This is a genomic window from Cellulomonas sp. C5510, assembly GCF_019797765.1.
Taxonomy (GTDB): Bacteria; Actinomycetota; Actinomycetes; order Actinomycetales; family Cellulomonadaceae; genus Cellulomonas.
The window spans coordinates 1,430,758-1,453,833 of record NZ_CP081862.1; the positions used below are offsets into that span (position 1 = coordinate 1,430,758).

Here is a 23,076-nt window from a genome sequence, read left to right on the forward strand (position 1 = left end):
GCGACGTTGCGGGTGCCCCGGAGCCGTCAGCCGCCCGCGCGCGCCCCCGGTCCGAGCAGCGCGGCGATCTCCGGGAGCTGCTCCGGGCTCGCCTGCACCAGGAGCGTCGTGACGACCGTGCTGTCCCACGCGCGGGCCTGCTCCCGCACCGCGTCGGGCGGCCCGACCAGCGCGATGTCCTGCACGAGCTCCGTCGGGACCGCCGCGGCCGCCCGCGCGCGGTCGCCGGCCCGGTAGTGCGCCTGGACCTCCGCGCACGCCTCCGCGTAGCCGAGCCGCTCGAGGGCGTTCGCGTGGAAGTTGGCGCCCCGGGCCCCCATGCCGCCGGCATACAGGGCGACGAAGGGCCGCACGGCGTCGGCAGCGGTCTCGATGTCGGGGCCGAGCACCACCGGCACGGTCGCCGTCACCTCGAACTCCTCCACGGGTCGCGTGCCGGCGGCCCGCCGGGCGAAGCCGTCGGCGAGCAGCCCCCGCATCTCACCGTCCAGCCGCGGGGCGCAGAACAGCGGCAGCCAGCCGTCGGCGATCTCCGCCGCCAGGGCGATGTTGCGCGGCCCCTCGGCGGCGAGGTGGATCGGCAGGTCGGCGCGCAGCGGGTGCACGGTGGACCGCAGCGCCTTGCCGAGTCCGCTGCCCTCGCCCTCGGGCAGCGGCAGCCGGTAGAACTCCCCGTCCGCCCGCACCGGCGCCTCGCGGCGCAGCACGTCCCGCACGATCGCGACGAACTCCCGGGTGCGCGCCAGCGGACGGGGGTAGGGCAGCCCGTACCAGCCCTCGACCACCTGCGGGCCGGACACCCCGAGCCCGAGCGTGAACCGCCCGCCGGACAGGTGGTCGAGCGTCAGGGCCGCCATCGCGGTGGCCGTCGGGGTGCGGGCCGCGATCTGCGCGACGGCGGTGCCGAGCCGGACGCGCGACGTCGCGGACCCCCACCAGGCGAGCGGGGTGAACGCGTCGGACCCGTACGCCTCGGCGGTCCAGACGGAGTCCAGGCCCAGCCGGTCCGCGTCGCGCACCGCCTCGGCGGCGCCCGGGGGTGGACCCGCGGACCAGTAGCCGGTGTGGTAGCCGAGCCGCATGCGTGCCTCCTCGTCGGCGCGCTCGCCGCTGAGCGCGCCGGACCCATGCTGCCTGGTCCGGGCCGGCCGCGCCGCTAGACGGTCGAGGTGCGCTGCCGGTCCGCGAGCGTCGTGAGCAGCGCCGCGCCGGTCGCTGCGTCGTCCACCGTCACGACGAAGGACCGCCCGCGGGTGCGTCCCACCTCGATGGCCTCGCCGGTGCGGAGCACGTAGCCGACCTGCCCGGCCAGGCCGACCCGGAACCCCCAGCCGCCGAACTCCCGCAGCGGGCGGACCTGCCGCACGGTCACGGACTCCACCTCGTCGAGCGGGACGTGGAAGCGGGGCCAGCCGAGGGCGGACCGCGCGGTGAGACCTCGGGCGTCCACCGTGACGACGATGACCGCGCCGGTCAGGAGGAGCAGGAGGAGCGCGAGCACGAGCACGATCAGCCCAGGCATGTCGAGCACGGCGACCAGGACGGCGACGACCAGGGTCGCTCCGCCTCCGACGCCGAGCGCGACGCGGCTCACGACCCGGCCCGTCCAGGCGGCGCGCTCCTGGGGGCCGAGCGGCAGACGCGCGCCGGTCAGCCCGGTGCGCCCGCGGTCCGCCGGCACGGGGGCGTCGCCGGGAGCGGCCCAGGCGCACAGGCCGCCGGCGACCAGCCCGGCGGCGAGCGCGAGGCCGATCACGGGGTCGACGTCGGGGGTGTCGGCCGCGTCGGCCAGGCCGCGCTGGAGCCACAGGGTCCCGGCCAGCACGAGCGAGCCGAACACAGCCAGGCCCGTCGACGTGCCCACGGCGATCCGGCGCGTCATCGAGTCCCGGCCGCGCAGCACGGCGAGCAGCCACATCGCCACCGTCAGCGTGCCGAACACGCCCAGCATGAGCGCGAGCGTCCCGCCGACCGACCCGTACCCGTCGGGGCGGTCCTGGCCGAAGTGGACCGCGACCGGGTCGGGCAGGTCGTCGCGCCACGACGTGACGACCAGCGCCGTCGCGACCAGCACCGTCAGCCCCGGCACCAGCCCGAGCAGCGTGGTGGACAGCCGGTGCGGCACCGGTGGGCGTCCGGGCGTCCGGCCGTCGGTGGTGCGCGGCTCGGTGGCGGTCATCGGGTCTCCTGCGGGGCGAGGGCGTCCTTGACGAGGCTGAGCGTGGTGCTGGGGGCGAGGCCGGCGGACCCGGCGGCGGCGACGAGTGCCGCGACCGCGTCGTGCACGGGTGCGAGGTCGGCGGGCGGCCGGTGGGAGACGATCGCGCCGCGGCCCCGTCGCAGGTCGATCAGGCCCTCGTCCCGCAGGTCCTGGTAGGCCCGGAGCACGGTGTGCAGGTTGACGTCCAGGGACGCCGCGAGGTCCCGCGCCGACGGCAGGCGGGTCCCCGGTCGCAGCTCGCCGTGCAGGACGCCCGCGCGCACCTGGGCGGCGAGCTGCGCGAACAGCGGCTCGGCGGAGGTGGGGTCGATGCGGAACAGCACGGGGCCACCCTAGTTGTTCGATGACAACTAGAACAAGTGGGCGACCGCACGGCCGTGAGCCCTAGGGTGTGCCCCGGGACGTGCCGCACGTCCCGCCAGCCGCACGGAAGGACGCCCACCATGCCCGGTGCAGCCCACCACATCGCCCTCGTGGCGCACGACAACAAGAAGGTCGAGCTGCTGCGGTGGGCGGAGTTCAACCGCGGCACGCTCTCACGCCACCACCTCTACGCCACCGGCACCACCGGCACGATGATCGAGTACGAGCTCGGCCTTCCCGTGACGCGGCTGCTGTCCGGCCCGGTCGGCGGCGACCAGCAGATCGGCGCCAAGATCGCCGAGGGCCTCATCGACATGCTGATCTTCTTCTGGGACCCGCTCGAGCCGCAGCCGCACGACCCCGACGTCAAGGCGCTGCTGCGCATCGGCGCGGTCTGGAACGTCCCCATGGCGAGCAACCGCGCCACCGCGGACATGCTGATCTCCAGCCCGATGCTCGCGGAGCGGTGGACGCACCGGCCGGAGCTGACCCCGCGCGGGTGGGACGGCAGCGCGCCGACGGAGTGACGCGACACCGCGGGTCGGCCCCGTCCGGGGCCGGCTCGCGGTGCGTCAGGTCGGGCGGTGCCTCAGATGTAGATCGCCGGGTCGTCGACCTCTGGCTCCGGGGGAGCGGACACCGGGCGCTGGCGGATCGTCGCCGGCACCCCCACGGCGACGGCTCCCGGCGGCACGTCCTTGAGCACCACCGCGTTCGCGCCGACCTGCGCGTCGTCGCCGATCCACACCGGCCCCAGCACCTTCGCCCCGGCGCCGATGACGACGCGGTCGCCGACCGTGGGGTGCCGCTTGCCCCGGCGCATCGTCTTGCCGCCGAGCGTCGCGCCGTGGAACAGCACGACGTCGTCGCCGATCACGGCCGTCTCGCCGACCACCACGCCCATGCCGTGGTCGATGAACAGCCGCCGCCCGACGGTCGCGCCCGGGTGGATCTCCACCCCGGTCACCGCGCGGGACGCCTGGGACAGCAGCCGGGCCGGCAGGCGCAGGCCCGGCCGCTGCCACAGCCGGTGGGCCACCCGGTGCACCCACACGGCGTGCAGGCCCGGGTAGGCGAGCGCGACCTCCAGCCCCGACCGCGCGGCCGGGTCGCGGCGCTGGGCCGCGTCCAGGTCCTCGCGCAGCGTCCGCGCGAACGCCCGCAGACGGCGCCAGTGGTCCGACGCGCTGCGGGGACCGTCCGCGACGGGGCGGCCCGTCGCGGACGCCGGGCGCGCCGGCGACGGCACCCCGCGCCCCTCGTCGGGGCGGGAGGCGCCGTCGGGGCGCGGCAGCCGGGTGGTGGAGGTCATCGCGGGGTGTCCGATCAGTCCAGGAGGTCGGCGTACAGGATGGAGGACAGGTAGCGCTCGCCGAACGACGGGATGATCACCACGATCAGCTTCCCGGCGTTCTCCGGGCGCTTGCCCAGCTCGATGGCCGCGTGCAGCGCCGCGCCGGACGAGATGCCGACGAGCAGGCCCTCCTCCTTCGCGGCCCGGCGGGCCACGGCCACGGCCGTCTCGGCGTCCACGTCGACGATCTCGTCGTACACGCCGGTGTCGAGGATCTCGGGCACGAAGTTCGCGCCGATGCCCTGGATCTTGTGCGGGCCGGGCTGGCCGCCGTTGAGGATCGGCGACTCGGCGGGCTCGACGCCCACGACCTGCACGCCGGGCTTGCGCTCCTTGAGCACCTGGCCGACGCCCGTGATGGTGCCGCCCGTGCCGATGCCGGCGACGAGGATGTCGACCTCGCCGTCCGTGTCCGCCCAGATCTCCTCGGCGGTCGTGCGGCGGTGGATCGCGGGGTTCGCCTCGTTCGCGAACTGGCGGGCGAGGATGGCGCCCGGCCGCTCCTGGACGATCTCGTTCGCCCGGTTCACCGCACCCTTCATGCCCTCGGCGGCCGGCGTGAGGATCAGCTCCGCGCCGTACGCCCGCAGCAGCGCGCGCCGCTCCTTCGACATGGACTCCGGCATGGTCAGCACGACGTCGTACCCGCGCGCGGCGCCGACGAACGCCAGCGCGATGCCGGTGTTGCCGCTGGTCGCCTCGACGATGGTCCCGCCCGGCTTCAGCTCGCCGGACGCCTCGGCGGCGTCGACGATCGCCACGCCGATGCGGTCCTTCACCGAGCTCGCGGGGTTGTAGAACTCGAGCTTGCCGACGACCGTCGCCCCGACACCCTCGGTCAGCTTGTTGATGCGGACCAGGGGGGTGTTGCCGATGAGCTTCGTCGCGTCGTCGTAGATGCGTGCCATGTCGCGTCCGTCCTTCTCTCGTCAGGTGGTGGGAGTACCGGGGATGACGGGTCCTGCATCGCACGGCACGGGCGGACGCCCTGCCGTGGGGTCCGAGGCGAGCGCTGGCCGGGGCGTGGCGGACCCGTCAGGGGTGCGACGCGGACGGCGGTGGGGCCAGCGCTCTACCGACAGCGACAGGTGCGCCGCGGGGCACGGGACGTCGCGGGGCGGGACAGGGAACGCACGGTGCTGGACGCGGTGACGCGCATGCCCGGCTCCCTCTCCCGTCAGGTCGGCGTCGGGGCCGACAGGCCCGACAGTAACCGTAACGCGCGGACGGCGACAAAGATGCCCGGGTCGTCCGCCGGGCGCCGTCAGTGCCGTCACCAGGGGTTCCTCCGCGCCCGTCGTCACCCGTCCACGGTGCGCCACGCCCCGCGTCCCCGCCACCGGGTGGTGCGCCGCCGTGGCACGATGCGCGGCATGAGGCTGGACGACGCGGTCCCGGACGTGCTCGGCGGCGACTGGGTGCAGCGCACGATGCACCTGCGACCCGACGCGCTCGGCGACCCCGTCGCGACCCTGGTGCACCGCCGCGACGCCGCCGCCGACCGCACCCGGCCCGCCGTGCTGTACGTGCACGGATTCGTCGACTACTTCTTCCAGGCCCACGTCGGGGACGCGCTCGCGGGCCGCGGCTACGACCTGTACGCGCTCGACCTGCGCGACTACGGCCGCTCCATCCGGCCCGGCCGGGTGCCGAACGACACCCACGACCTCGCCGTCCACGCCGAGGAGCTCGACGCCGCCGTGCGGGTGCTGCGCGCCGAGCACGACCGCGTGGTGCTGCTCGGCCACTCGACGGGCGGGCTCGTCGCCGCGCTGTGGGCGCATCACCGGCGCGGCCTCGGGCGGGTCGACGCGGTGGTGCTCAACAGCCCGTGGCTGGACCTGCGGGGCTCCCTGCTGGAGCGCACCGTCGCGACCTGGGCGATCGTGCACGTGCTGGGACGCGTCGCGCCGCGGCTGGTCGTCTCGCACCTCGGCGAGCACTACGGCCGCGCGCTGCACAGCGCCTCCGGCGGCGAGTGGGACTACGACCTCGGCTGGAAGCCGCACGAGGGGTTCCCGGTGCGGGCCGGCTTCGTCCGCGCGGTCCGGCGCGGCCACGCGGCCGTCGCGGCTGGGCTCGCCATCGACGTGCCCGTGCTGGTCCTGTCCTCCGACGCGACCGGCCCGGACGACCGCTGGCACGACGCGCTGCTCACCACCGACTCGGTGCTGGACGTCGCCGACATGCGGCGGCTCGCCCCCCGCCTCGGCGCGGACGTCACGAGCGTCGAGGTCCCGGGCGGGGCGCACGACCTGGCGCTGTCGCCCCTGCCGGCCCGCACCCGGTACCTGGACGAGGTGCTCGGGTGGCTGGACGTGACGCTCGCGCGGGCCTGAGACGCCGTCGCGCGGCACGACGCCGAGGGCTCAGGCCGCGAGCGTCAGTACCGGGCAGCGGGCGACCCCGGCCCGCGCGATGCGGACGTCCGCGGTGACGAGGGTGAGGTCGTGCGCCTCCGCGGCGGCGACGTACGCGGCGTCGTAGCTGGAGAGGTTCTCCCGCAGCTGCCACATCCGGGGCACGAGCGGGGCGACGGCGGTGACCGCCACGGTCGCGGTGGACAGTGCCGCGACCGCTGCGTCCGCTCGCGCCGGGTCGAGCTTCCCGCCCCGCCAGAGCCCCCGGATCACGGACAGCACCTCGGTGTGCCACGTCTCCGGCACCAGCCACGCGGGGTCGGACCGCAGCGCGTGGTCGGCCGCTGCCGCGCGCGGGTCGTCGGCGGTGAAGGTCAGGGCGAACGCCGAGGCGTCCGGGACGATCACGCTCCGCCGCCGGGACGTTCCTCGCGCGCCGCCGAGAGCGCGTCGAGCACGTCCTGGCCGGTCGCCGACCCGCCCTGACGCCAGCCGGCGATCGAGTCGAGCACGGCGACGTTGTGGGCGAACGACGCCTCCCGCAGCACCACCTCCCGGAGGAACGCCTGGAGGCTCTGGCCGCGCGACCGCGCGCGCTCGGTCAGCACGTCCCGGACGTCGTCCGGGACGTCACGGATCTGGATCGCCACCATGCCTCCATGATGCATGCAGATTGCATGTCAGAACAACGGCCACGGCACCGCGGGCATGTCCCCCTCCGGCCCCGGGAACCGGCCGTCGCGCAGCAGCCGCGCGCACCGGGCCGCCAGCGCGGCGACCTCCGCCTCGGCGAGGAGGTCCGCCAGCGCCGCGCCGAGCTCGCCCCCCAGCCCGTCGCGCACCCGCTCGACGCCCGCGCGCTCGTCGCCGTCCAGCGGCGCGCCGATCCAGCCCCACAGCACCGTCCGCAGCCGCGGCTCGACGTGGAACGTCACGCCGTGGTCGACGCCGAACCGGTGGCCGCCCGGCACCGGCAGCACGTGCCCGCCCTTGCGGTCCGCGTTGTTGAGCAGCACGTCCAGCACCGCCATGCGGCGCAGCGCCGCCGAGTCCTCGTGGACCAGCACGACGGGGGAGCCGGCCTCGTCCTCGCCCTCGACGACCGCGCGCCAGCCCGCCCCCGGCACGCGGTCGGCCGGCAGCACGTCGACGGGGTCCTGCGCCGCGTCGGGCTCCTGCCAGAGCTGCACCATCCCGGCGCCGAGCGGGCCGTCCCGCAGCCACGTGCGCGGCACGACGCCCCAGCCGGTGGCCTCGGAGACGAGGTACGCGGCGACCTCGCGCCGGGCGAGTGTGCCGTCCGGGAAGTCCCACAGCGGCTTCTCGCCGGCGACGGGCTTGTAGACCACCGACGTCCCGCCGATCCGGGCCAGGAACGTCGCGTTCGAGGCCGTCGTGATCCGGCCCACCACCTCGAGGTCGCCGCGCTCCAGGTCCTCCTGCGGCGCGTCGCGGGTGTCGGGCGCGGTCACGCGTCCCCGGGGTCGCACACGTGGCCGTCGGGGTCCACCGGCTCGCCGCACCGCGGGCACAGAGGCCGGCCGGCCCGCACGACCCGGCGGGCCCGCTCGGCGAACGCCCGCGCGCTGCCCACCGGCATCCGCAGGATCATCGCCTCCTCCGGCTCGATCTCCTCGAGCGCGGCGGCCTCGTCCTCCGACTCGACCTCCACCAGAGGGAACGCCTCGACGACGACCTGACCCGTCGCAGCGTCCCAGCTCAGCCGCATCGAGCCCAGCCGGAAGTCCTCCTCGACGGGCTGGTCGACCGGGTCCTCGTCGACGAGCTCGGGGGTGGCCTCCGCCGGGACGCTGTAGCGGTTGCCGTCCTCGGTCATGAGCTCGTCGAGGATGAGGTCGATCTTGTCCGCCAGGACTGCGGCCCACTCCTTCTCCATCGCGACGCTCGTGGTGCGGCGCCCCGTGCGGGCCTGCAGGTAGAACGTGCGCTGACCGGGACGGCCGACCGTGCCGATCACGGCGCGGTCGGGCCAGTCGTGCAGGTGGACGAGGGTCGGCATGCACCCATGCTAGGAGCGCGGTCCGACACCGTCACGGGGAGCACCCGCGGGCCCGGCGCCGCCACCGACCGGCGCGTCCCCGGCGGGCGCCGCGCCCCGCAGCCACGACAGGTCCCCGGCGTCGGTGTTCACCGCGACGACCTCGGGCCGCGCCGGTCCGTACCGCACCACCGACACCGACGCGGGCCCCGCCGCCAGCCGCTGGAACAGGTCCAGGTGCATCCCGAGCGCGTCCGCGAGCACCGCCTTGACGATGTCGCCGTGCGTGACGGCCGCCCACACCGCCCCGGGTCCGTGCTCCGCCTCGACGGCGGCGTCCTGCTCCCGCACCGCCGCGACCGCCCGCGCCTGCATCGCGGCCAGCGACTCGCCGCCCGGGAACGTCGCGGCGCTCGGCTGCGTCTGGACGGTCGCCCACAGCGGCTCGGCGGCCAGGTCCTTCAGCGTCCGGCCCTGCCAGGAGCCGTAGTCGCACTCCGTCAGGCGGGCGTCGACCCGGGCCGTGGGGGCGTCGGCCTGGCGGTCCGTGACCGCGCGCGCCGTCTGCCGGCACCGCTCCAGGGGGCTCGTCACCACCGCGACCAGCGGGACGGCGGCGAGCCGCTCCGCCGTCCGGACGGCCTGGTCCCGGCCCACCCGGTCGAGGCGGATCCCGGCGGTGCGGCCCGCGAGGAGACCCGAGGCGTTCGCGGTGGTGCGGCCGTGGCGGACGAGGAGGACGGTGGCCATGGCGCGAGCCTAGGCGGCGGGGTCGCCTGCGGCGGGTCGGGGGCGTCGGAGCGGATGACGGGAATCGAACCCGCGTAGCCAGTTTGGAAGACTGGGGCTCTACCATTGAGCTACATCCGCGCAGGCCCGGCGTGCGGGCTGCCGGACAAGGGTACCCGCTCCGGCGGCACCGTCCCCGCCACTAGACTCGCCGCGACGGGATGTGGCGCAGGTTGGTAGCGCGTCCGCTTTGGGAGCGGAAGGTCGTCGGTTCGAATCCGTCCATCCCGACCGAGACGCCGACGCGTCGCGTCGCCCGGTCGTCTGCGCGCGGCCGTAGCCTGGCGAGGTGCTCCATCCTGTTGCACGCCGTCCCGCCGCGTCGTGGCGCGAGGAGTGCCTGACGCTCCTCGCCGCCGGCGACTGGTACCCGCTGTCCCGGACCGCGATGGCCTGGCGGCTGGACGGCGGCGCGTACACGCCGGAGGCGTGGCTGGCGGACGTCAGCGCCGCGCTGCTCGACCAGCAGCCGAAGACGGCCGTGCACTGCTGCGACATGGCGCTGCACGTGTGGGTGGAGCGCCCGCAGGACCGGGCGGTGCTGCACCACGTGCGCGGCCTGCTGGTCGCCGACCACCTCCGGGACCCGGGCAGCGCGCTGCCCGACCTCGAGTTCTCCGCGGGCGGGCCGGCGTGGCTGCGCGACGACACACGCCGCGAGCTGGAGCGGGTGCGGGGGCGGGCCGCCACGTCGCGGGTGCGGGTGCCCCGGGCGCAGCCCGCACCGGAGTACGACGCCGCCTACCTCGACCTCGTCTCGGGCCCCTCGTCCTCGCCGCGGCCCCCGCGGCCGGACCCGTTCCCCGAGGACGGCGCGGAGCCCGCGCTGTGGGCCCGCACGCTGCCGCTGCTGACGCAGGCCTGACGCGGGCGGTCGCACCTGCGGCGGTGGTGGCTCAGGCCGCTCGCCGTCCCGCGCCGTCCGCCGCCGTGCCCGTGACGTCCGGCCGCGCCGCCGCGAGCAGCCGCCGCACGACCACCACCGAGACCCCCAGCAGCACCGCGTACAGCACCCGGGCGCGGTCGACGGGCTCGGCCAGCAGCGCCGAGCCGCCCCCGAGCCACGCGTACGCGGCGGTGGTCGCCAGGGCCATGCCGACGGACTCCGCGAGGACGACCGCGGCGGCCACGCGGTCCTCGGAGATGCCGTCGTCGCGGGCGGGCGGGGTGAGGCACCGCCCGAGCAGGTCGGGGTAGACGATGCCCATGCCGGCTCCGAGCAGCCCGCCGCCGGCGACGAGGGCCGCGAGGACGCCCGCCCGGCCAGGGCCTGCCACGAGCACCGCCAGCAGCAGCACGAGCACGCCCGCGGCGAGGCTCCCGGACGCGAGCGCCGCGCGTCGTCGGAACGCCGCGTCCGTCGGCGCCGGGTGCGAGCCGGTCCACAGCGCCGCGACGGCCCACAGCAGGCCCGGCGCGGCCACCACGACGGCGACGTCACGCGTGCCGAGCCCCAGGGCGTCGTGCGCGACCACCGACAGCACCATCGTCGCGCCGAAGTACACGGCGGCCGTCACGCCCAGCGCGGTCAGCCCCGCCCGGCGCCCGGACCGCGCGCGGAGCGTCCCCGCGGGCAGGATCCGCGCCGCGGCGCCGACCATGAGCGCGGCGCCGGCGGGCAGGACGAGCGGCCACCAGGCGCCGACGGGCAGCGCGAGCACGGCGGACCCGGCGGCGAGCACCAGGGCCCACCCCCACGGTGCGGGCTCGGTCGGCACGGACTCCGGCCGCTCGGGCGCGGCCCGCGCGACCACGAGGCGCACGACCAGCAGCACGGGCAGGTACAGCACCATCGCCCACCGCCACCCCAGGGTGGTCGCGACCCCGGCCGCGTAGACCGGGCCGAGCACCGACGACACGAGCCACACGCCCGACATCGCGGCGAGCACGAGCTGCCGGTGCCGCGGCGGCAGACCCCGGGCGACGACCCCCATGCCGACGGTCGCGAGCGCCCCCGCCGCCGCCGCCCGGACGGCGGTGCCGGCGATGAACACGACCATGGAGGGCGCGAGCGCGCACAGCACCGCCCCGGCGACCGTCACGAGGGTCAGCACCACCAGCAGCCGCCCGACGCAGAACCGCGACAGCAACCACGCGCCCAGGGGCATCGTGAGGAACATCGGCGCCTGCGCGGCGGCGTCCAGCGGCCCGTACAGGTGCGCCCCGTCGAGGTCCGCGGCGACCAGCGGCAGCACGGTCTGGGACAGGTAGCGCTGCATCCCCGCGAGGAGCTCGACGAGCACGAGGGACACCGCGAGGGTGAGCACGGAACGGCTCCGCGCCGGGGCGGCGGCCGGCGCGTCGTCCGCAGTCATCGGCTCGAGCCCCCTCCCGTGCACGACCCCGGCGACCCGTGCCCCCGGGTGCGACGCGAGCGAGCCTACGGAGCACGGCCCGGGCGCGCGAGGACCGCGCCGGACCGGGCGCGGCCGGCGCAGGACCGTGGTGGGATGCGAGCACACCCCGCGCCCACCTCGGAGGTCCCGATGTCCCGCACCCCGGCCGAGCCCACCCGCCTGCTCGCCGACCCGCCCGGCGGTCGCCTCCGCACCGCGGGGCGTCTCGCGCTGGGCGCGGCCCTGGCGTTCGCGGGCACGGGCCACCTGACGTTCGCGCGCGAGGAGTTCCAGGCGCAGGTGCCGGGCTGGGTCCCCGTCGACGACGACGCGGTGGTGCTCGGCTCGGGCGTCGTCGAGATCGCGCTCGGGGCGGCGCTCGCGGTCGCCCCGCGGCGGTACCGGGCCGCCGTGGGCTGGGTGGCGGCAGCGTTCTTCGTCGCGGTGTTCCCGGGCAACGTGTCGCAGTACCTCACGCACACCGACGCCTTCGGGCTCGACTCGGACGCCAAGCGCGCGGCCCGGCTGCCGTTCCAGGTGGGGCTCGTGGCGTGGGCGCTGTGGTCGACGGGGGCGTGGCGGACCTGGCGGGACGCCCGGCGCATGCGCTGAGGCCCGGGCGTCGCGAAGGCGTCCGGCCAGGGAGCGCCTGCCGTCCGCGCGCCCCCGCTTTGGCGGCGGTCCGGGCCCGTGGCGTAGGATCGTCGGGCCGGTGCGAGCGATCAGTCATGCCCGCACGCGCCGCAGCGTGCCGCCCACGGGGGAGCGAGGATCCGCCTCGCCGGTGCGCCCGAGCGCCCCACGCCGGACCCCCGGCACCGACCGTCCGAGCAGTTGGAGAGCACTGAAGTGAAGAGCGCCGTCGAGACCCTGGAGCCCACCAAGGTCAGGCTGACCGTCGAGGTTCCGTACGACGAGCTCAAGCCGAGCATCGATCACGCCTACGCGCACATCGCGGAGCAGGTGAACATCCCCGGCTTCCGCAAGGGCAAGGTCCCGCCGCGGATCATCGACCAGCGCGTCGGCCGCCCGGCGGTCATGGAGCACGCCGTCAACGAGGGCCTGTCCGGCTTCTACGCCGAGGCCGTCCGCGAGAACAAGCTGCGCCCGCTCGGCCAGCCCGAGGTCGACGTCACGAAGGTCCCCGGCCTGGTGGCCGGCGACACCGACGGCGACCTGGTCTTCACGGCCGAGGTCGAGGTCCGCCCCGAGATCGAGATCCCCGAGATCGACGGCCTGTCCGTGACGGTCGACGACTCGGCGATCACCGACGAGGACGTGCAGGGCCGCCTGGACGCGCTGCGTGAGCGCTTCGGCTCGCTGGTCGGCGTCGACCGCCCGGCCGCCGAGAAGGACTTCGCGGTCATCGACCTGGTCGCCAAGATCGACGGCGAGGAGGTCGACACGGTCTCCGGCGTCTCCTACCAGATCGGCTCGGGCAACATGCTCGAGGGCCTCGACGAGGCGCTCACCGGGCTGTCGGCCGGCGAGACCACCACGTTCTCGACCACGCTGGTCGGCGGCGAGCACGCCGGCGAGCAGGCCGAGGTCACCGTCACCGCGACCTCCGTCAAGGAGCGCGAGCTGCCCGAGGCGGACGACGACTTCGCGCAGATGGCGTCCGAGTTCGACACCATCGACGAGCTCCTCGCGGACCTCCGTGAGCAGGCCGGCCGCATCAAGGGCCAGAACCAGGCGGTCCAGGCGCGGGACCTGCTGCTGGAGCAGCTGCTCGAGCAGATCGAGATCCCCGTCCCGCAGGGTGCCGTCGAGGCCGAGGTGCACCGCCACCTCGAGTCCGAGGGCCGCCTGGAGGACGACACGCACCGCGCCGAGGTGACCGAGCAGGCGCAGACCGCGCTGCGCAACCAGATCCTCCTGGACACCCTGGCCGAGAAGCTCGAGGTCAAGGTCAACCAGGGCGAGCTCGTCGACTACCTGGTGAGCGCGTCCCGCCAGTACGGCATGGACCCGAACACGTTCATCCAGACCATCGACCAGCAGGGCCAGATCCCGGCTATGGTCGCCGAGGTCGCGCGCTCCAAGGCGCTGGCCGTCGCGCTGCGTCACGTGGCCGTCGTCGACGGCTCCGGTGCCGCGGTCGACCTGTCCGAGTACATCGGCTCGGACGAGGACGACGCCGCCCAGGAGGCCGCCGAGACCGACCAGCCCGAGGCCACCGAGCCGGAGGCCGCCGAGGCCGACGCCAAGGCCTGAGCACCCGCACGACCCTGAGGGGCCCCGCACCGCACCGGTGCGGGGCCCCTCTGCATCCCACCGCCCCGCTCCGCTCCGACCCTGTCCCGCGAGTTCGGCAGTCCGAGGCGAGTTCGGCACCTGCGACTGCCGAACTCGCACCGGGAGTGCCGAGCTCGGCGGGGGGGCGAGCGGGAGGCGACGGCGGGCGCGCGGAGGGTGCGCCGACAGCGAAACGGGGCGTCAGCGGGACGAACGGGCACCTGGGCGGGCGTTAGGGTCGGGCGCAAGCAACCAAGCCTGACGAGGGAGCCTTCGTGAACGACCAGACGCCGGCGATCGCCCGGGCCGAGTCCGGGGGACTCGGCCTCAACGACTCCATCTACAACCGGCTCCTCAAGGAGCGGATCATCTGGCTCGGCTCGGAGGTCCGCGACGAGAACGCGAACGCCATCTGCGCGCAGATGATGCTGCTCGCGGCGGAGGACCCCGAGAAGGACATCTTCCTGTACATCAACTCGCCCGGCGGCTCGATCACGGCCGGCATGGCGATCTACGACACCATGCAGTACATCCAGCCGGACGTGGCGACGGTCGCGATGGGCATGGCCGCGTCGATGGGGCAGTTCCTGCTGTCGTCCGGCGCGAAGGGCAAGCGCTACGCCACCCCGCACGCCCGAGTGATGATGCACCAGCCGTCCGGCGGCATCGGGGGCACCGCGACGGACGTCCGCATCAACGCCCAGCTCATCCTGCACATGAAGACCGTGCTGGCCGAGCTGATCGCCGAGCAGACCGGCAAGACGGTCGAGCAGATCACCGCCGACTCGGACCGCGACCGCTGGTTCACCGCCCCCGAGGCGCTCGAGTACGGGTTCGTCGACAAGGTCGTGACCCACGCGGGCGCCGTCACCGGCGGCGGCGGCACCGCCTCCTGACGCGCCCCGCCGACCGACAGACCCCGCAGAAGGAGAACCCGTGAGCACCGAGTCGCAGTTCATCGCCCGCGCCGGGCGCCTCGCCGGCGGCTGGGGCGGCACCGCGCCCGCCCTGGCGCCGTCGTCCCGCTACGTGCTGCCCCAGTTCGAGGAGCGCACCGCGTACGGCTTCAAGCGGCAGGACCCGTACACCAAGCTGTTCGAGGACCGCATCATCTTCCTCGGCGTGCAGGTGGACGACGCCTCCGCGGACGACATCATGGCCCAGCTCCTGGTCCTGGAGTCCACGGACCCGGACGGCGTCATCACGCTGTACATCAACTCGCCCGGCGGCTCGTTCACCGCGCTGACCGCGATCTACGACACGATGCAGTACATCAAGCCGCAGATCCAGACGGTGTGCCTCGGCCAGGCGGCCTCCGCCGCGGCCGTGCTGCTGGCGGCCGGCACGCCGGGCAAGCGGCTCGCGCTGCCGAACGCCCGCGTCCTGATCCACCAGCCCGCGATGGAGGGCGGCGGCTACGCCCAGGCCTCCGACATCGAGATCCACGCGAACGAGCTGATCCGGATGCGCGAGTGGCTCGAGGAGACCATCGCGCACCACACCGGCCAGCCGCTGGAGAAGGTCCGCCAGGACATCGAGCGCGACAAGATCCTCACCGCCGCGCAGGCGCACGAGTACGGGATCGTCGACCAGGTGCTGGCGAGCCGCAAGGGCGTCACCGCCACGACCGTCGAGCCGTGACCTCCCGCAGGCCCGTCCCACCCGGCTGAGCCGGGGCGGGGCGGGCCTGCGGGCCACCCCGCCCGGGGGCGTCGGCGCGACACGCCCGAGACCCGGATGCGCGCAGGGGAGACACCGCGCCCGCCGTGGTGTGCAATGGTCGGATGGCGGTGACGCAGCCGGTGCCGTGACGGCCGGCGGCACGCACGGGGCACGGCCAGACGCACCACGACACGCAGGACGACGCGACCGCACCGGTCGCAACCGAGGGAAGGGGACGCACGTGGCTCGCATCGGGGACGGCGCGGACCTTCTCAAGTGCTCGTTCTGCGGCAAGTCGCAGAAGCAGGTGAAGAAGCTCATCGCGGGTCCGGGCGTCTACATCTGCGACGAGTGCATCGAGCTCTGCAACGAGATCATGGAGGAGGAGCGGGCGGAGGCCACCGAGATCGGCATGGTGGAGCTCCCCAAGCCGAAGGAGATCTTCGCGTTCCTCGAGCAGTACGTCGTGGGTCAGGACGCCGCGAAGCGGTCGCTGGCCGTCGCCGTCTACAACCACTACAAGCGGATCCAGGCAGGCGAGGCGACCCCGACGGTGGGGACCGCCCAGGCCGAGGACTCCGTCGAGATCGCGAAGTCGAACATCCTGCTGATCGGACCGACGGGCTGCGGCAAGACGTACCTCGCGCAGACCCTCGCCCGGATGCTCAACGTCCCGTTCGCGATCGCGGACGCCACGGCCCTCACGGAGGCGGGCTACGTCGGCGAGGACGTCGAGAACATCCTGCTCAAGCTCATCCAGGCCGCCGACTTCGACGTGAAGAAGGCCGAGACCGGGATCATCTACATCGACGAGATCGACAAGATCGCCCGCAAGAGCGAGAACCCGTCGATCACGCGGGACGTGTCCGGCGAGGGCGTGCAGCAGGCGCTGCTGAAGATCCTCGAGGGCACGACGGCGTCGGTCCCGCCGCAGGGCGGCCGCAAGCACCCGCACCAGGAGTTCATCCAGATCGACACGACGAACGTGCTGTTCATCGTGGCGGGTGCGTTCGCCGGGCTGGACGAGATCATCACGTCGCGCGCCGGGCGCCGGGGGATCGGCTTCGGGGCCCCGCTGCACACCGCGGACGACCGCGACGTGTACGGCGACGTCATGCCGGAGGACCTGCTGAAGTTCGGGCTGATCCCCGAGTTCATCGGCCGCGTCCCGGTCATCACGACGGTCTCGCCGCTGGACAGGGGCGCGCTCGTGCAGATCCTCACCGAGCCGCGCAACGCCCTGGTGAAGCAGTACCAGCGGATGTTCGAGATCGACGGGGTGCAGCTCGAGTTCACCGACGACGCCGTGGACGCGATCGCGGACCAGGCGCTGCTGCGGGGCACCGGTGCCCGCGGCCTGCGCGCCATCATGGAGGAGGTCCTCCAGCAGGTGATGTTCGAGGTGCCGAGCCGCGACGACGTCGAGCGCGTCGTGGTGAACCGCGAGGTCGTGCTGGAGAACGTCAACCCCACCCTGGTGCCGCGTCAGGTCCCGGCCAAGCGCACGCCCCGCGAGAAGAGCGCCTGAGGTCGACAGCGCGCCCCCTACGATCGGGGGCGTGACGACACCGGCCTCCAGCACCCCGCCCCCCGAGCTCGCGCGGCTGCGCGGCAGCATCGACAACATCGACGCCGCGCTGATCCACCTGCTCGCCGAGCGGTTCAAGGCCACCCAGCAGGTCGGCGTCCTCAAGGCCCGTCTGGGGCTGCCCGCGTCCGACCCCGGGCGTGAGGCGCAGCAGGTCGCCCGCCTGCGGGACCTCGCCCGGGAAGCCGACCTCGACCCGGTGTTCGCGGAGAAGTTCCTCGCGTTCATCGTCGAGGAGGTCATCCGGCACCACGAGGCGATCGCCGCCGGCCCGGACGGGCAGCGCACGGCGTCCGACACGTTCTGAGGCGGCCGCGCTCCAGCGGCGGTGGCCGGTGCGGACGCGGGTCGCCCGAGGGGTGGCGCGAGCGGCCCGGCTGTCAGAGGGTGGGAGGGGTCAGGACCGGTCGGCCGGTGCGGCCCGGCAGGCGCCCCGCCGGTGGACCGACCCACCCGAACCCTCGGAGGTCGCTCGTGGAACTGCACTGGCTCAAGCCCCTGCTCGGCCGTCCCGCCCCGTTCGTGACGGTCCACCTGGACGCCACCCGCGCGGACGCGTCCGGGGATGAGGAGGTCGCGGGCCGCTGGCGGGCGTTGCGCAAGGAGCTCGAGCGCTCGGGTGCGGCCGTCGCCGTGCTCGACGACATCGAGGGTCGGGTGACCCGTCCGACCGGGGTCGCCGGGCCGCACGGGCGCGTGGTGATCGCGGACGCCGAGGGCGTCGTCGTGGACCGCGTGCTCAAGGAGTCGCCGGCGCAGTCGACGGCGGTGCTCGACGACGTGCCGGTGCTGCTGCCGGCCGTGCGCGCCGCCGACCAGGCGACCCGGTTCCTGCTGGTCGAGGTGGACCGGCAGGGCGCGGACCTCACGTGGTCCGACGGGTCGGGCCTGAAGGCGGCGCAGAAGGAGACGGTCGAGGGCAACCACGACGAGCTGCGCAAGGTCAAGGAGACGGGCGACGGCTGGAAGAGCCGGCGCGTGCAGATGCGCGCCGAGGACTCCTGGGAGCGCAACGCCGAGACCGTCGCGGCCGACCTGGACCGCCAGGTGGTCGAGAAGAAGCCGGAGATCGTGCTGGTGACGGGCGACGTCCGGGCGGTGTCGCTGCTCTGCCACGCCGTCGCGCCGCGCACGCGGGACCTCGTCGTGGAGGTGCCGGGCGGCTCGCGCGCCGACGGGGTCAAGCAGGAGGTGTTCCACCAGCGCGTCGCGGAGGCGCTCGAGGCGTTCCGGCAGCGGCGGCGGGAGGACACCCTGGACCGCTACCGCTCGGAGCTGGGGCGCGGGGGAGCGGCAGTGACGTCCGTGGACGACGTGGTGACGGTGCTGCAGCGCGGCCAGGTGCGGGAGCTCGTACTGCACGAGGACGTCACGCTGCCCGGCTCGTCGCTGGCGGAGCGGCACCTCTGGGTCGGCCCGGAGCCGCTGCAGATCGCGTCGCGCGAGGCCGACCTGGAGGGCATCGGCGTGACGTCGGGCATCCGGCGCATGCCGGCGGACGTCGCGCTGCTGCGTGCCGCGCTCGGGCAGGACGCGGGCCTGACGATCGCGCTCGACGGCCAGGTGGAGCTGGTCGACGGCGTCGGCGCGGTGCTGCGGTGGAACGACGACTCCACGCCGAGCGAGTCGGTGCCCGCGTCGTCAGAGGACCAGCGCCGGCTGCACCGGGTGGTGTGACCGCACGCGAGGGCGGTGGCCGGCAGGGGTCGGACGCCGCCCTCGCGGCTCACTTCGCGCGCGTGTCCACGTACAGCTCCTCGACGTCCGCGGCGAAGTCCTTCAGCACGAGGGCGCGCTTCACCTTGAGCGACGGCGTGAGGTAGCCGTTGGCCTCCGTGAAGTCGCCGTCGAGCACCCGCACCTTGCGGATGGACTCGGCGCGGGAGACGGCCTCGTTGGCCCGGGCGGCGGCGCGGTCGAGCGCGGCGAGCACCTGGGGGTGCCGGGCGGCGGCGCGGACGTCCATCGGGGGCAGGCCGTGCATGGACAGCCAGCCCGGGAGCATGTCGGCGTCCAGCGTGACGAGGGCGCCGATGAAGGGCCGTCCGTCCCCGACGACGACGACCTGGCTGACCAGCGGGTGGCCGCGGAACCGGTCCTCCAGCACGGCGGGCGCGACGTTCTTGCCGCCCGCGGTGACGATGAGCTCCTTGGCCCGCCCGGTCAGCCGCAGGTAGCCGTCGTCGTCGAGCATGCCGATGTCGCCCGTCGCGAACCAGCCGTCCCGCAGCACCTCCGCCGTGGCCTCGGCGTTGTCGTGGTACCCGCGGAACACGTGCGGACCCTTGGCGTACACGTTGCCCTCGTCGTCGACGCGCAGTGACGTGCCCGGGTACGCGGGGCCGACGGTGCCGATCTTGATGAGCCCGGGCCGGTTCACGCTGGAGGGCGCCGTCGTCTCGGTCAGCCCGTAGCCCTCCAGCACCACGAGGCCGAGCCCGCGGTAGTAGTGGCCGAGGCGCTCGCCGAGCGGCGCGCCGCCCGAGATGGCGTACCGCAGCGCGCCACCCATGGCGTCCTTGAGCTTGCGCAGCACGAGCGCCGTCGCCACGGTGTGGGCCGCGCGGAGCTGCGCGGACGGGCCGGCCGGCGTGTCGAGGGCGCGCGAGTAGGTGATGGAGACCTTCGCCGCCCAGCGGAACATCTTGAGCCGGAACCCGTGGCCGGCCTTCTGCTCCGCGGAGTTGTAGACCTTCTCGAACACCCGCGGTACCGCGAGGATGTACGTCGGACGGAACGACGCGAAGTCGGCGAGCAGGTTCCGGGTGTCCGGCGTGTGGCCGAGCGGGGAGCCCGCCTCGATCGCGACCATCTGGATGAACCGCGCGAACACGTGCGCCAGCGGCATGAACAGCAGGGTGCGCGAGCCCGGGGTGGCGCAGACCTCGGCGAGCGCGGCGACGCCGTTGCGGGCGTTGTCGACGAAGTTGCCGTGCGACAGCTCGACGCCCTTCGGGCGGCCGGTGGTGCCGGAGGTGTAGATGATGGTCGCGAGGTCGTCCGCGCTCGCGAGGGAGCGGCGGCGCTCGATCTCCGCGTCGGCCACGTCGGAACCGCCCGCGACGAGCTGCGCGAGGCCGCCTTCGTCGATGACGAAGACGTCCCGCAGTGCCGGCACGGCGTTGCGGACCTGGCCGACGACGGCGGCGTGCGCGGCGGACTCGACGACGGCGAGCGACGCCCCGGAGTTCGACAGGATCCACTCGACCTGCTCGGCGGACGAGGTCTCGTACACCGGCACGCCCACGCCGCCCGCGAACCACACGGCGAAGTCGGTCAGGGTCCACTCGTAGCGGGTGCGGGACATGATCGCCACACGGTCGCCCGGCTCGAGCCCGCGCGCGACCAGTCCCTTGGCCAGCGCCGTGACCTCCGAGACGAACTCCGCCACGGTGACGGGTGCCCAGGACCCACCCAGCCCGGTGGACCGCTCGATGACGACGCTCGACGCCCCGCGCTCGAGGCGCCGCAGCAGCAGCCCCGGGACGTTCAGGGCGGGGTCGTGCGGGACGGGGGTGTCGGCGCTGAACTCGCGCATCGGTGCTCCTGGTCGACGGGTGGGGGCCACGAGGTCGCCGCGGTCCACCGCGACGTCCGGCCGGTCCGTCATGCTATCGGCGCGGCAGCCCGGCCCCGGCACACCCGGTCCGCTCAGGCCGCGCCGGAGCCGCTCGCGTGCGTCGGGTCGAGCACCCGCTGCAGGAACGCCTGCGTCCGCGGCTCCGTGGGGGCGCCGATGACCTGGTCCGCCGGGCCCTGCTCGACGACGACGCCGCCGTCCATGAACACCACCCGGTCGCCGACCTCGCGGGCGAACGCCATCTCGTGCGTGACGACCATCATCGTCATGCCGCCGTCGGCGAGGTCCCGCATCACCGCCAGCACGTCGCCGACCAGCTCCGGGTCCAGCGCGGACGTGGGCTCGTCGAACAGCATGAGCTGCGGGTCCATGGACAGCGCCCGGGCGATCGCCACCCGCTGCTGCTGGCCGCCCGAGAGCTGCGCGGGGTGGGCGTCGGCGCGGTCGCCGAGACCGACCCGCTCGAGGTTCGCCCGGGCGATGCGCTCGGCCTCGGCCGCGGGGCGCCGGAGCACCTGCCGCTGCGCCATCGTGCAGTTCTCCAGCACCGTCTTGTGGCTGAACAGGTTGAACTGCTGGAACACCATGCCGACGTGCGTCCGGACCCGGTCGATGTCGACGTCGGGGTCGGTGACGTCGACGCCCAGCACGTCGATGCGGCCGGCCGTGGGCTGCTCCAGGAGGTTCACGCAGCGCAGCAGCGTCGACTTGCCGGAGCCGGACGGCCCGATGACGCACACCACCTCGCCGGCGTGGACGTCCAGGTCGATGCCGGTGAGCACTTCGCGCTCGCCGAAGGACTTGTGCAGCCCGGCGATGCGGACGACGGGGGAGTCGGTGGTCATGAGCGGCTCCTCGCGCCGGTGCGCTTCTCCAGGTACCGGGCGAGCTGCCCGAGCGGCAGGGTGATGAGCAGGTAGCAGGCGCCGATGAGGAACAGCGGCGTGAGCCCGCCCTGGGCGGTGTTGAGGGCGTTCTGCCCGATGCGCGTGAGGTCGAACTGGTCCGTCGCCAGGCCGAGCAGGAACACCAGCGAGGTGTCCTTCGTCAGCAGGATGAACTCGTTCGTCATGGGCGGCAGCACGATGCGGAACGCCTGCGGCACGACGACGCTGCGCAGGGTCCGCCCGTGCGACATGCCGAGCGACCGCGCCGCCTCGACCTGCCCGCGCGGCACCGCCTGCAGGCCGGCGCGCAGCGTCTCGGCGATGTACGCGGCCGACACCATGCCGAGCGCCAGCGCGGCCTTGAGCGTCACCGACCCGAGCTGGATGCCGAAGGCCAGCGGCACGGCGTACCCGAACGAGATGACGACGAGCAGCGCCGGGATGCCGCGGAAGAACTCGATGTAGGCCGTGGCGACCCAGCGGTAGACCCGCACGGAGGACAGGCGCATGAGCGCGAGGGCGGTCCCGAGCGACAGGCCCACCGCGAACCCCGCGAGCGTGTACTGCACCGTGTTGAGGAACGCCTGCGGGATCGTCGGGGCGATCTGCCGCACGGTCTCCCAGTTGAAGAAGTTGTCCCCGACGGCCGACCAGTCGACCGCCAGCGCGACGGCGGCCAGGACCGCCACGGCCACGGCGTACTGGACGCCGCGCACCACGCGGGCGCGGCGGCGCGGGCTCCACCGGCGCCGGGGCGAGGAGATCTGCCCCGGTGCCGGTGCGGGCGTGGTCGTCACCTCAGCTGCCCGCGGAGGCCGACGCGTCGCCCGACGGCGCGACGCCGATCCGGTCGGTGTAGATCGCGTCGTACGTGCCGTCCTCGCGGATGCGGTCGAGCGTGGCGTTCACGGCGTCGAGCAGGGCGGTGTTGCCCTTCTTCACGCCGATGCCGTACTGCTCGCCGGTCGGGAACGTCGCCGCGACCTCGAAGCCCTCGGAGACGAACGGGCCGAGCACGGCGATGTCGTTGACGGCGGCGTCGACCTGGCCGGTCTTGAGCGCCTGGATCTGCAGCCCGAGGTCCTGGAACTGGATCGGGGTGAGCCCGTTGTCGGTGACCCAGGCCTCGCCCGTCGTCGCCTGCTGCACGGCGATCTGCTTGCCCTCGAGGTCCTCGACGGTGCTGAGGTCCGAGCCCTCCGGGACCAGCAGGCCCTGGTCGGCGTCGAAGTACGGCTCCGAGAAGTCGAACTTCCCCTGGCGCTCCTCGGTGATCGTGATGCCGGAGGCGACCACGTCGCAGTTGCCGCTGTTCAGGTCGGCGCCGGACTGGATGCCCTCGAACGGGGACACGCGCGGGGTCAGCGTGACGCCCAGGTCCTTCGCGACCTCCCCGACGATGTCCATGTCGAGGCCGACGACGGTGCCGTCCTCCTCGAACTCGAAGGGCTCGAACGGCGGGTTGGTGCAGACGGTGAGCGTCCCGGCCTGCACCAGGTCGACACCGCCCTCGGTGGCGTCGCCGGAGCCCTCGGAGTCCCCGCCGCCGCACGCGGCGAGCAGGAGGGCCGCGGCGACGGCGGCGGGCAGGGCGGCGAGATGACGGGTGCGCATCGGAACTACTCCTCGTGTGGAAAACCGGCCGCAAGACTATACGTCGCAGACGATACGTATGCACAACGCGTCGTCCCGGGACCAG

General features: G+C 74.4%; 25 protein-coding genes and 2 tRNA genes. 11 read left to right on the top strand and 16 right to left on the bottom strand.

Annotated features, from left to right (window positions below):
* Positions 1 to 26: 26 nt before the first annotated feature.
* The 3 genes from K5O09_RS06500 to K5O09_RS06510 form a co-directional block, all read right to left on the bottom strand.
* Positions 27 to 1,082 (bottom strand): LLM class F420-dependent oxidoreductase, encoded by a 1,056-nt coding sequence (locus tag K5O09_RS06500; RefSeq protein ID WP_222171965.1) that lies wholly within the window; start codon positions 1,080 to 1,082, stop codon positions 27 to 29.
* Between the two features lie 74 nt (positions 1,083 to 1,156).
* Positions 1,157 to 2,179 (bottom strand): DUF1648 domain-containing protein, encoded by a 1,023-nt coding sequence (locus tag K5O09_RS06505; protein ID WP_222171966.1) that lies wholly within the window; start codon positions 2,177 to 2,179, stop codon positions 1,157 to 1,159.
* Positions 2,176 to 2,544: a GntR family transcriptional regulator gene (locus tag K5O09_RS06510; RefSeq protein WP_222171967.1), complete on the bottom strand. Its 369-nt coding sequence runs from the start codon at positions 2,542 to 2,544 to the stop codon at positions 2,176 to 2,178. The genes K5O09_RS06505 and K5O09_RS06510 overlap by 4 nt, the downstream gene beginning before the upstream one ends.
* 120 nt (positions 2,545 to 2,664) lie before the next feature.
* On the opposite strand from K5O09_RS06510, the gene K5O09_RS06515 reads away from it, so the two are divergent.
* A complete protein-coding gene (locus tag K5O09_RS06515) occupies positions 2,665 to 3,111 on the top strand; it encodes a methylglyoxal synthase (protein ID WP_222171968.1) in 447 nt (148 codons plus the stop codon).
* Between the two features lie 62 nt (positions 3,112 to 3,173).
* On the opposite strand, the gene epsC is transcribed toward K5O09_RS06515, so the two are convergent.
* Together epsC and cysK are read right to left on the bottom strand one after the other, a co-directional pair.
* Positions 3,174 to 3,896 carry a serine O-acetyltransferase EpsC gene (gene epsC, locus K5O09_RS06520; protein WP_222171969.1) on the bottom strand — a complete coding sequence of 241 codons (723 nt, stop codon included), beginning with the start codon at positions 3,894 to 3,896 and terminating at the stop codon, positions 3,174 to 3,176.
* Positions 3,897 to 3,910: 14 nt separating this feature from the next.
* Positions 3,911 to 4,846: a cysteine synthase A gene (gene cysK / locus K5O09_RS06525; RefSeq protein WP_222171970.1), complete on the bottom strand. Its 936-nt coding sequence runs from the start codon at positions 4,844 to 4,846 to the stop codon at positions 3,911 to 3,913.
* 465 nt (positions 4,847 to 5,311) lie between these two features.
* Here cysK and K5O09_RS06530 point away from each other — a divergent pair, with 465 nt between their 5' ends.
* Positions 5,312 to 6,277: an alpha/beta hydrolase gene (locus K5O09_RS06530; protein WP_222171971.1), complete on the top strand. Its 966-nt coding sequence runs from the start codon at positions 5,312 to 5,314 to the stop codon at positions 6,275 to 6,277.
* Positions 6,278 to 6,307: 30 nt separating this feature from the next.
* Here the strand turns inward: K5O09_RS06530 and K5O09_RS06535 are convergent, their stop codons facing one another.
* The 6 genes from K5O09_RS06535 to K5O09_RS06560 all read right to left on the bottom strand — a co-directional run bounded on the left by K5O09_RS06535 (position 6,308) and on the right by K5O09_RS06560 (position 9,167).
* The gene (locus K5O09_RS06535; protein ID WP_222171972.1) at positions 6,308 to 6,706 is read right to left on the bottom strand and encodes a type II toxin-antitoxin system VapC family toxin; all 399 of its coding nucleotides are present in this window, start codon (positions 6,704 to 6,706) and stop codon (positions 6,308 to 6,310) included.
* Positions 6,703 to 6,951 carry a hypothetical protein gene (locus K5O09_RS06540; RefSeq protein ID WP_222171973.1) on the bottom strand — a complete coding sequence of 83 codons (249 nt, stop codon included), beginning with the start codon at positions 6,949 to 6,951 and terminating at the stop codon, positions 6,703 to 6,705. Before K5O09_RS06540 ends, K5O09_RS06535 begins: the two co-directional genes overlap by 4 nt.
* A 27-nt stretch (positions 6,952 to 6,978) precedes the next feature.
* Positions 6,979 to 7,770: an SCO1664 family protein gene (locus K5O09_RS06545; protein WP_222171974.1), complete on the bottom strand. Its 792-nt coding sequence runs from the start codon at positions 7,768 to 7,770 to the stop codon at positions 6,979 to 6,981.
* Positions 7,767 to 8,318: a DUF3090 domain-containing protein gene (locus K5O09_RS06550; RefSeq protein WP_222171975.1), complete on the bottom strand. Its 552-nt coding sequence runs from the start codon at positions 8,316 to 8,318 to the stop codon at positions 7,767 to 7,769. The genes K5O09_RS06545 and K5O09_RS06550 overlap by 4 nt, the downstream gene beginning before the upstream one ends.
* A 9-nt stretch (positions 8,319 to 8,327) precedes the next feature.
* Positions 8,328 to 9,047 carry an MSMEG_4193 family putative phosphomutase gene (locus tag K5O09_RS06555; protein ID WP_222171976.1) on the bottom strand — a complete coding sequence of 240 codons (720 nt, stop codon included), beginning with the start codon at positions 9,045 to 9,047 and terminating at the stop codon, positions 8,328 to 8,330.
* Between the two features lie 49 nt (positions 9,048 to 9,096).
* Positions 9,097 to 9,167 (bottom strand) — tRNA-Gly (locus tag K5O09_RS06560).
* A gap of 76 nt (positions 9,168 to 9,243) precedes the next feature.
* On the opposite strand from K5O09_RS06560, the gene K5O09_RS06565 reads away from it, so the two are divergent.
* Positions 9,244 to 9,317, top strand: a tRNA-Pro gene (locus K5O09_RS06565).
* Positions 9,318 to 9,375: 58 nt separating this feature from the next.
* Positions 9,376 to 9,951 (top strand): hypothetical protein, encoded by a 576-nt coding sequence (locus K5O09_RS06570; RefSeq protein ID WP_222171977.1) that lies wholly within the window; start codon positions 9,376 to 9,378, stop codon positions 9,949 to 9,951.
* Positions 9,952 to 9,982: 31 nt separating this feature from the next.
* Here K5O09_RS06570 and K5O09_RS06575 read toward each other — a convergent pair whose 3' ends face one another.
* Positions 9,983 to 11,401 carry an MFS transporter gene (locus K5O09_RS06575; RefSeq protein ID WP_222171978.1) on the bottom strand — a complete coding sequence of 473 codons (1,419 nt, stop codon included), beginning with the start codon at positions 11,399 to 11,401 and terminating at the stop codon, positions 9,983 to 9,985.
* A gap of 171 nt (positions 11,402 to 11,572) precedes the next feature.
* On the opposite strand from K5O09_RS06575, the gene K5O09_RS06580 reads away from it, so the two are divergent.
* The 7 genes from K5O09_RS06580 to K5O09_RS06610 all read left to right on the top strand — a co-directional run bounded on the left by K5O09_RS06580 (position 11,573) and on the right by K5O09_RS06610 (position 18,587).
* Complete coding sequence (locus tag K5O09_RS06580) at positions 11,573 to 12,034, top strand: hypothetical protein (RefSeq protein ID WP_222172638.1); 462 nt, start codon at positions 11,573 to 11,575, stop codon at positions 12,032 to 12,034.
* A 237-nt stretch (positions 12,035 to 12,271) separates the two neighbouring features.
* The gene (tig, locus tag K5O09_RS06585) at positions 12,272 to 13,639 is read left to right on the top strand and encodes a trigger factor (protein ID WP_222172639.1); all 1,368 of its coding nucleotides are present in this window, start codon (positions 12,272 to 12,274) and stop codon (positions 13,637 to 13,639) included.
* A gap of 296 nt (positions 13,640 to 13,935) precedes the next feature.
* Positions 13,936 to 14,556 carry an ATP-dependent Clp protease proteolytic subunit gene (locus K5O09_RS06590; protein WP_222171979.1) on the top strand — a complete coding sequence of 207 codons (621 nt, stop codon included), beginning with the start codon at positions 13,936 to 13,938 and terminating at the stop codon, positions 14,554 to 14,556.
* 40 nt (positions 14,557 to 14,596) lie between these two features.
* Positions 14,597 to 15,301, top strand: a complete 705-nt coding sequence (locus K5O09_RS06595; RefSeq protein ID WP_304518607.1) for an ATP-dependent Clp protease proteolytic subunit — start codon at positions 14,597 to 14,599, stop codon at positions 15,299 to 15,301.
* 262 nt (positions 15,302 to 15,563) lie between these two features.
* Positions 15,564 to 16,850, top strand: a complete 1,287-nt coding sequence (gene clpX / locus K5O09_RS06600; RefSeq protein ID WP_222171980.1) for an ATP-dependent Clp protease ATP-binding subunit ClpX — start codon at positions 15,564 to 15,566, stop codon at positions 16,848 to 16,850.
* A 31-nt stretch (positions 16,851 to 16,881) separates the two neighbouring features.
* On the top strand, positions 16,882 to 17,217 hold the full coding sequence (locus tag K5O09_RS06605; protein WP_222171981.1) for a chorismate mutase: 336 nt from the start codon (positions 16,882 to 16,884) through the stop codon (positions 17,215 to 17,217).
* 167 nt (positions 17,218 to 17,384) lie between these two features.
* Entirely contained in the window at positions 17,385 to 18,587 is a 1,203-nt protein-coding gene (locus tag K5O09_RS06610) for a hypothetical protein (RefSeq protein WP_222171982.1), read from the top strand.
* Positions 18,588 to 18,636: 49 nt separating this feature from the next.
* Here K5O09_RS06610 and K5O09_RS06615 read toward each other — a convergent pair whose 3' ends face one another.
* The 4 genes from K5O09_RS06615 to K5O09_RS06630 form a co-directional block, all read right to left on the bottom strand.
* A complete protein-coding gene (locus K5O09_RS06615) occupies positions 18,637 to 20,448 on the bottom strand; it encodes a long-chain fatty acid--CoA ligase (protein WP_222171983.1) in 1,812 nt (603 codons plus the stop codon).
* A gap of 113 nt (positions 20,449 to 20,561) precedes the next feature.
* Complete coding sequence (locus K5O09_RS06620; protein ID WP_222171984.1) at positions 20,562 to 21,335, bottom strand: amino acid ABC transporter ATP-binding protein; 774 nt, start codon at positions 21,333 to 21,335, stop codon at positions 20,562 to 20,564.
* Positions 21,332 to 22,174, bottom strand: coding sequence for an amino acid ABC transporter permease (locus K5O09_RS06625; RefSeq protein ID WP_255596175.1), 843 nt, complete (start codon positions 22,172 to 22,174; stop codon positions 21,332 to 21,334). Before K5O09_RS06625 ends, K5O09_RS06620 begins: the two co-directional genes overlap by 4 nt.
* A gap of 1 nt (position 22,175) precedes the next feature.
* The gene (locus tag K5O09_RS06630) at positions 22,176 to 22,991 is read right to left on the bottom strand and encodes a transporter substrate-binding domain-containing protein (protein WP_222171985.1); all 816 of its coding nucleotides are present in this window, start codon (positions 22,989 to 22,991) and stop codon (positions 22,176 to 22,178) included.
* Positions 22,992 to 23,076 lie beyond the last annotated feature (85 nt).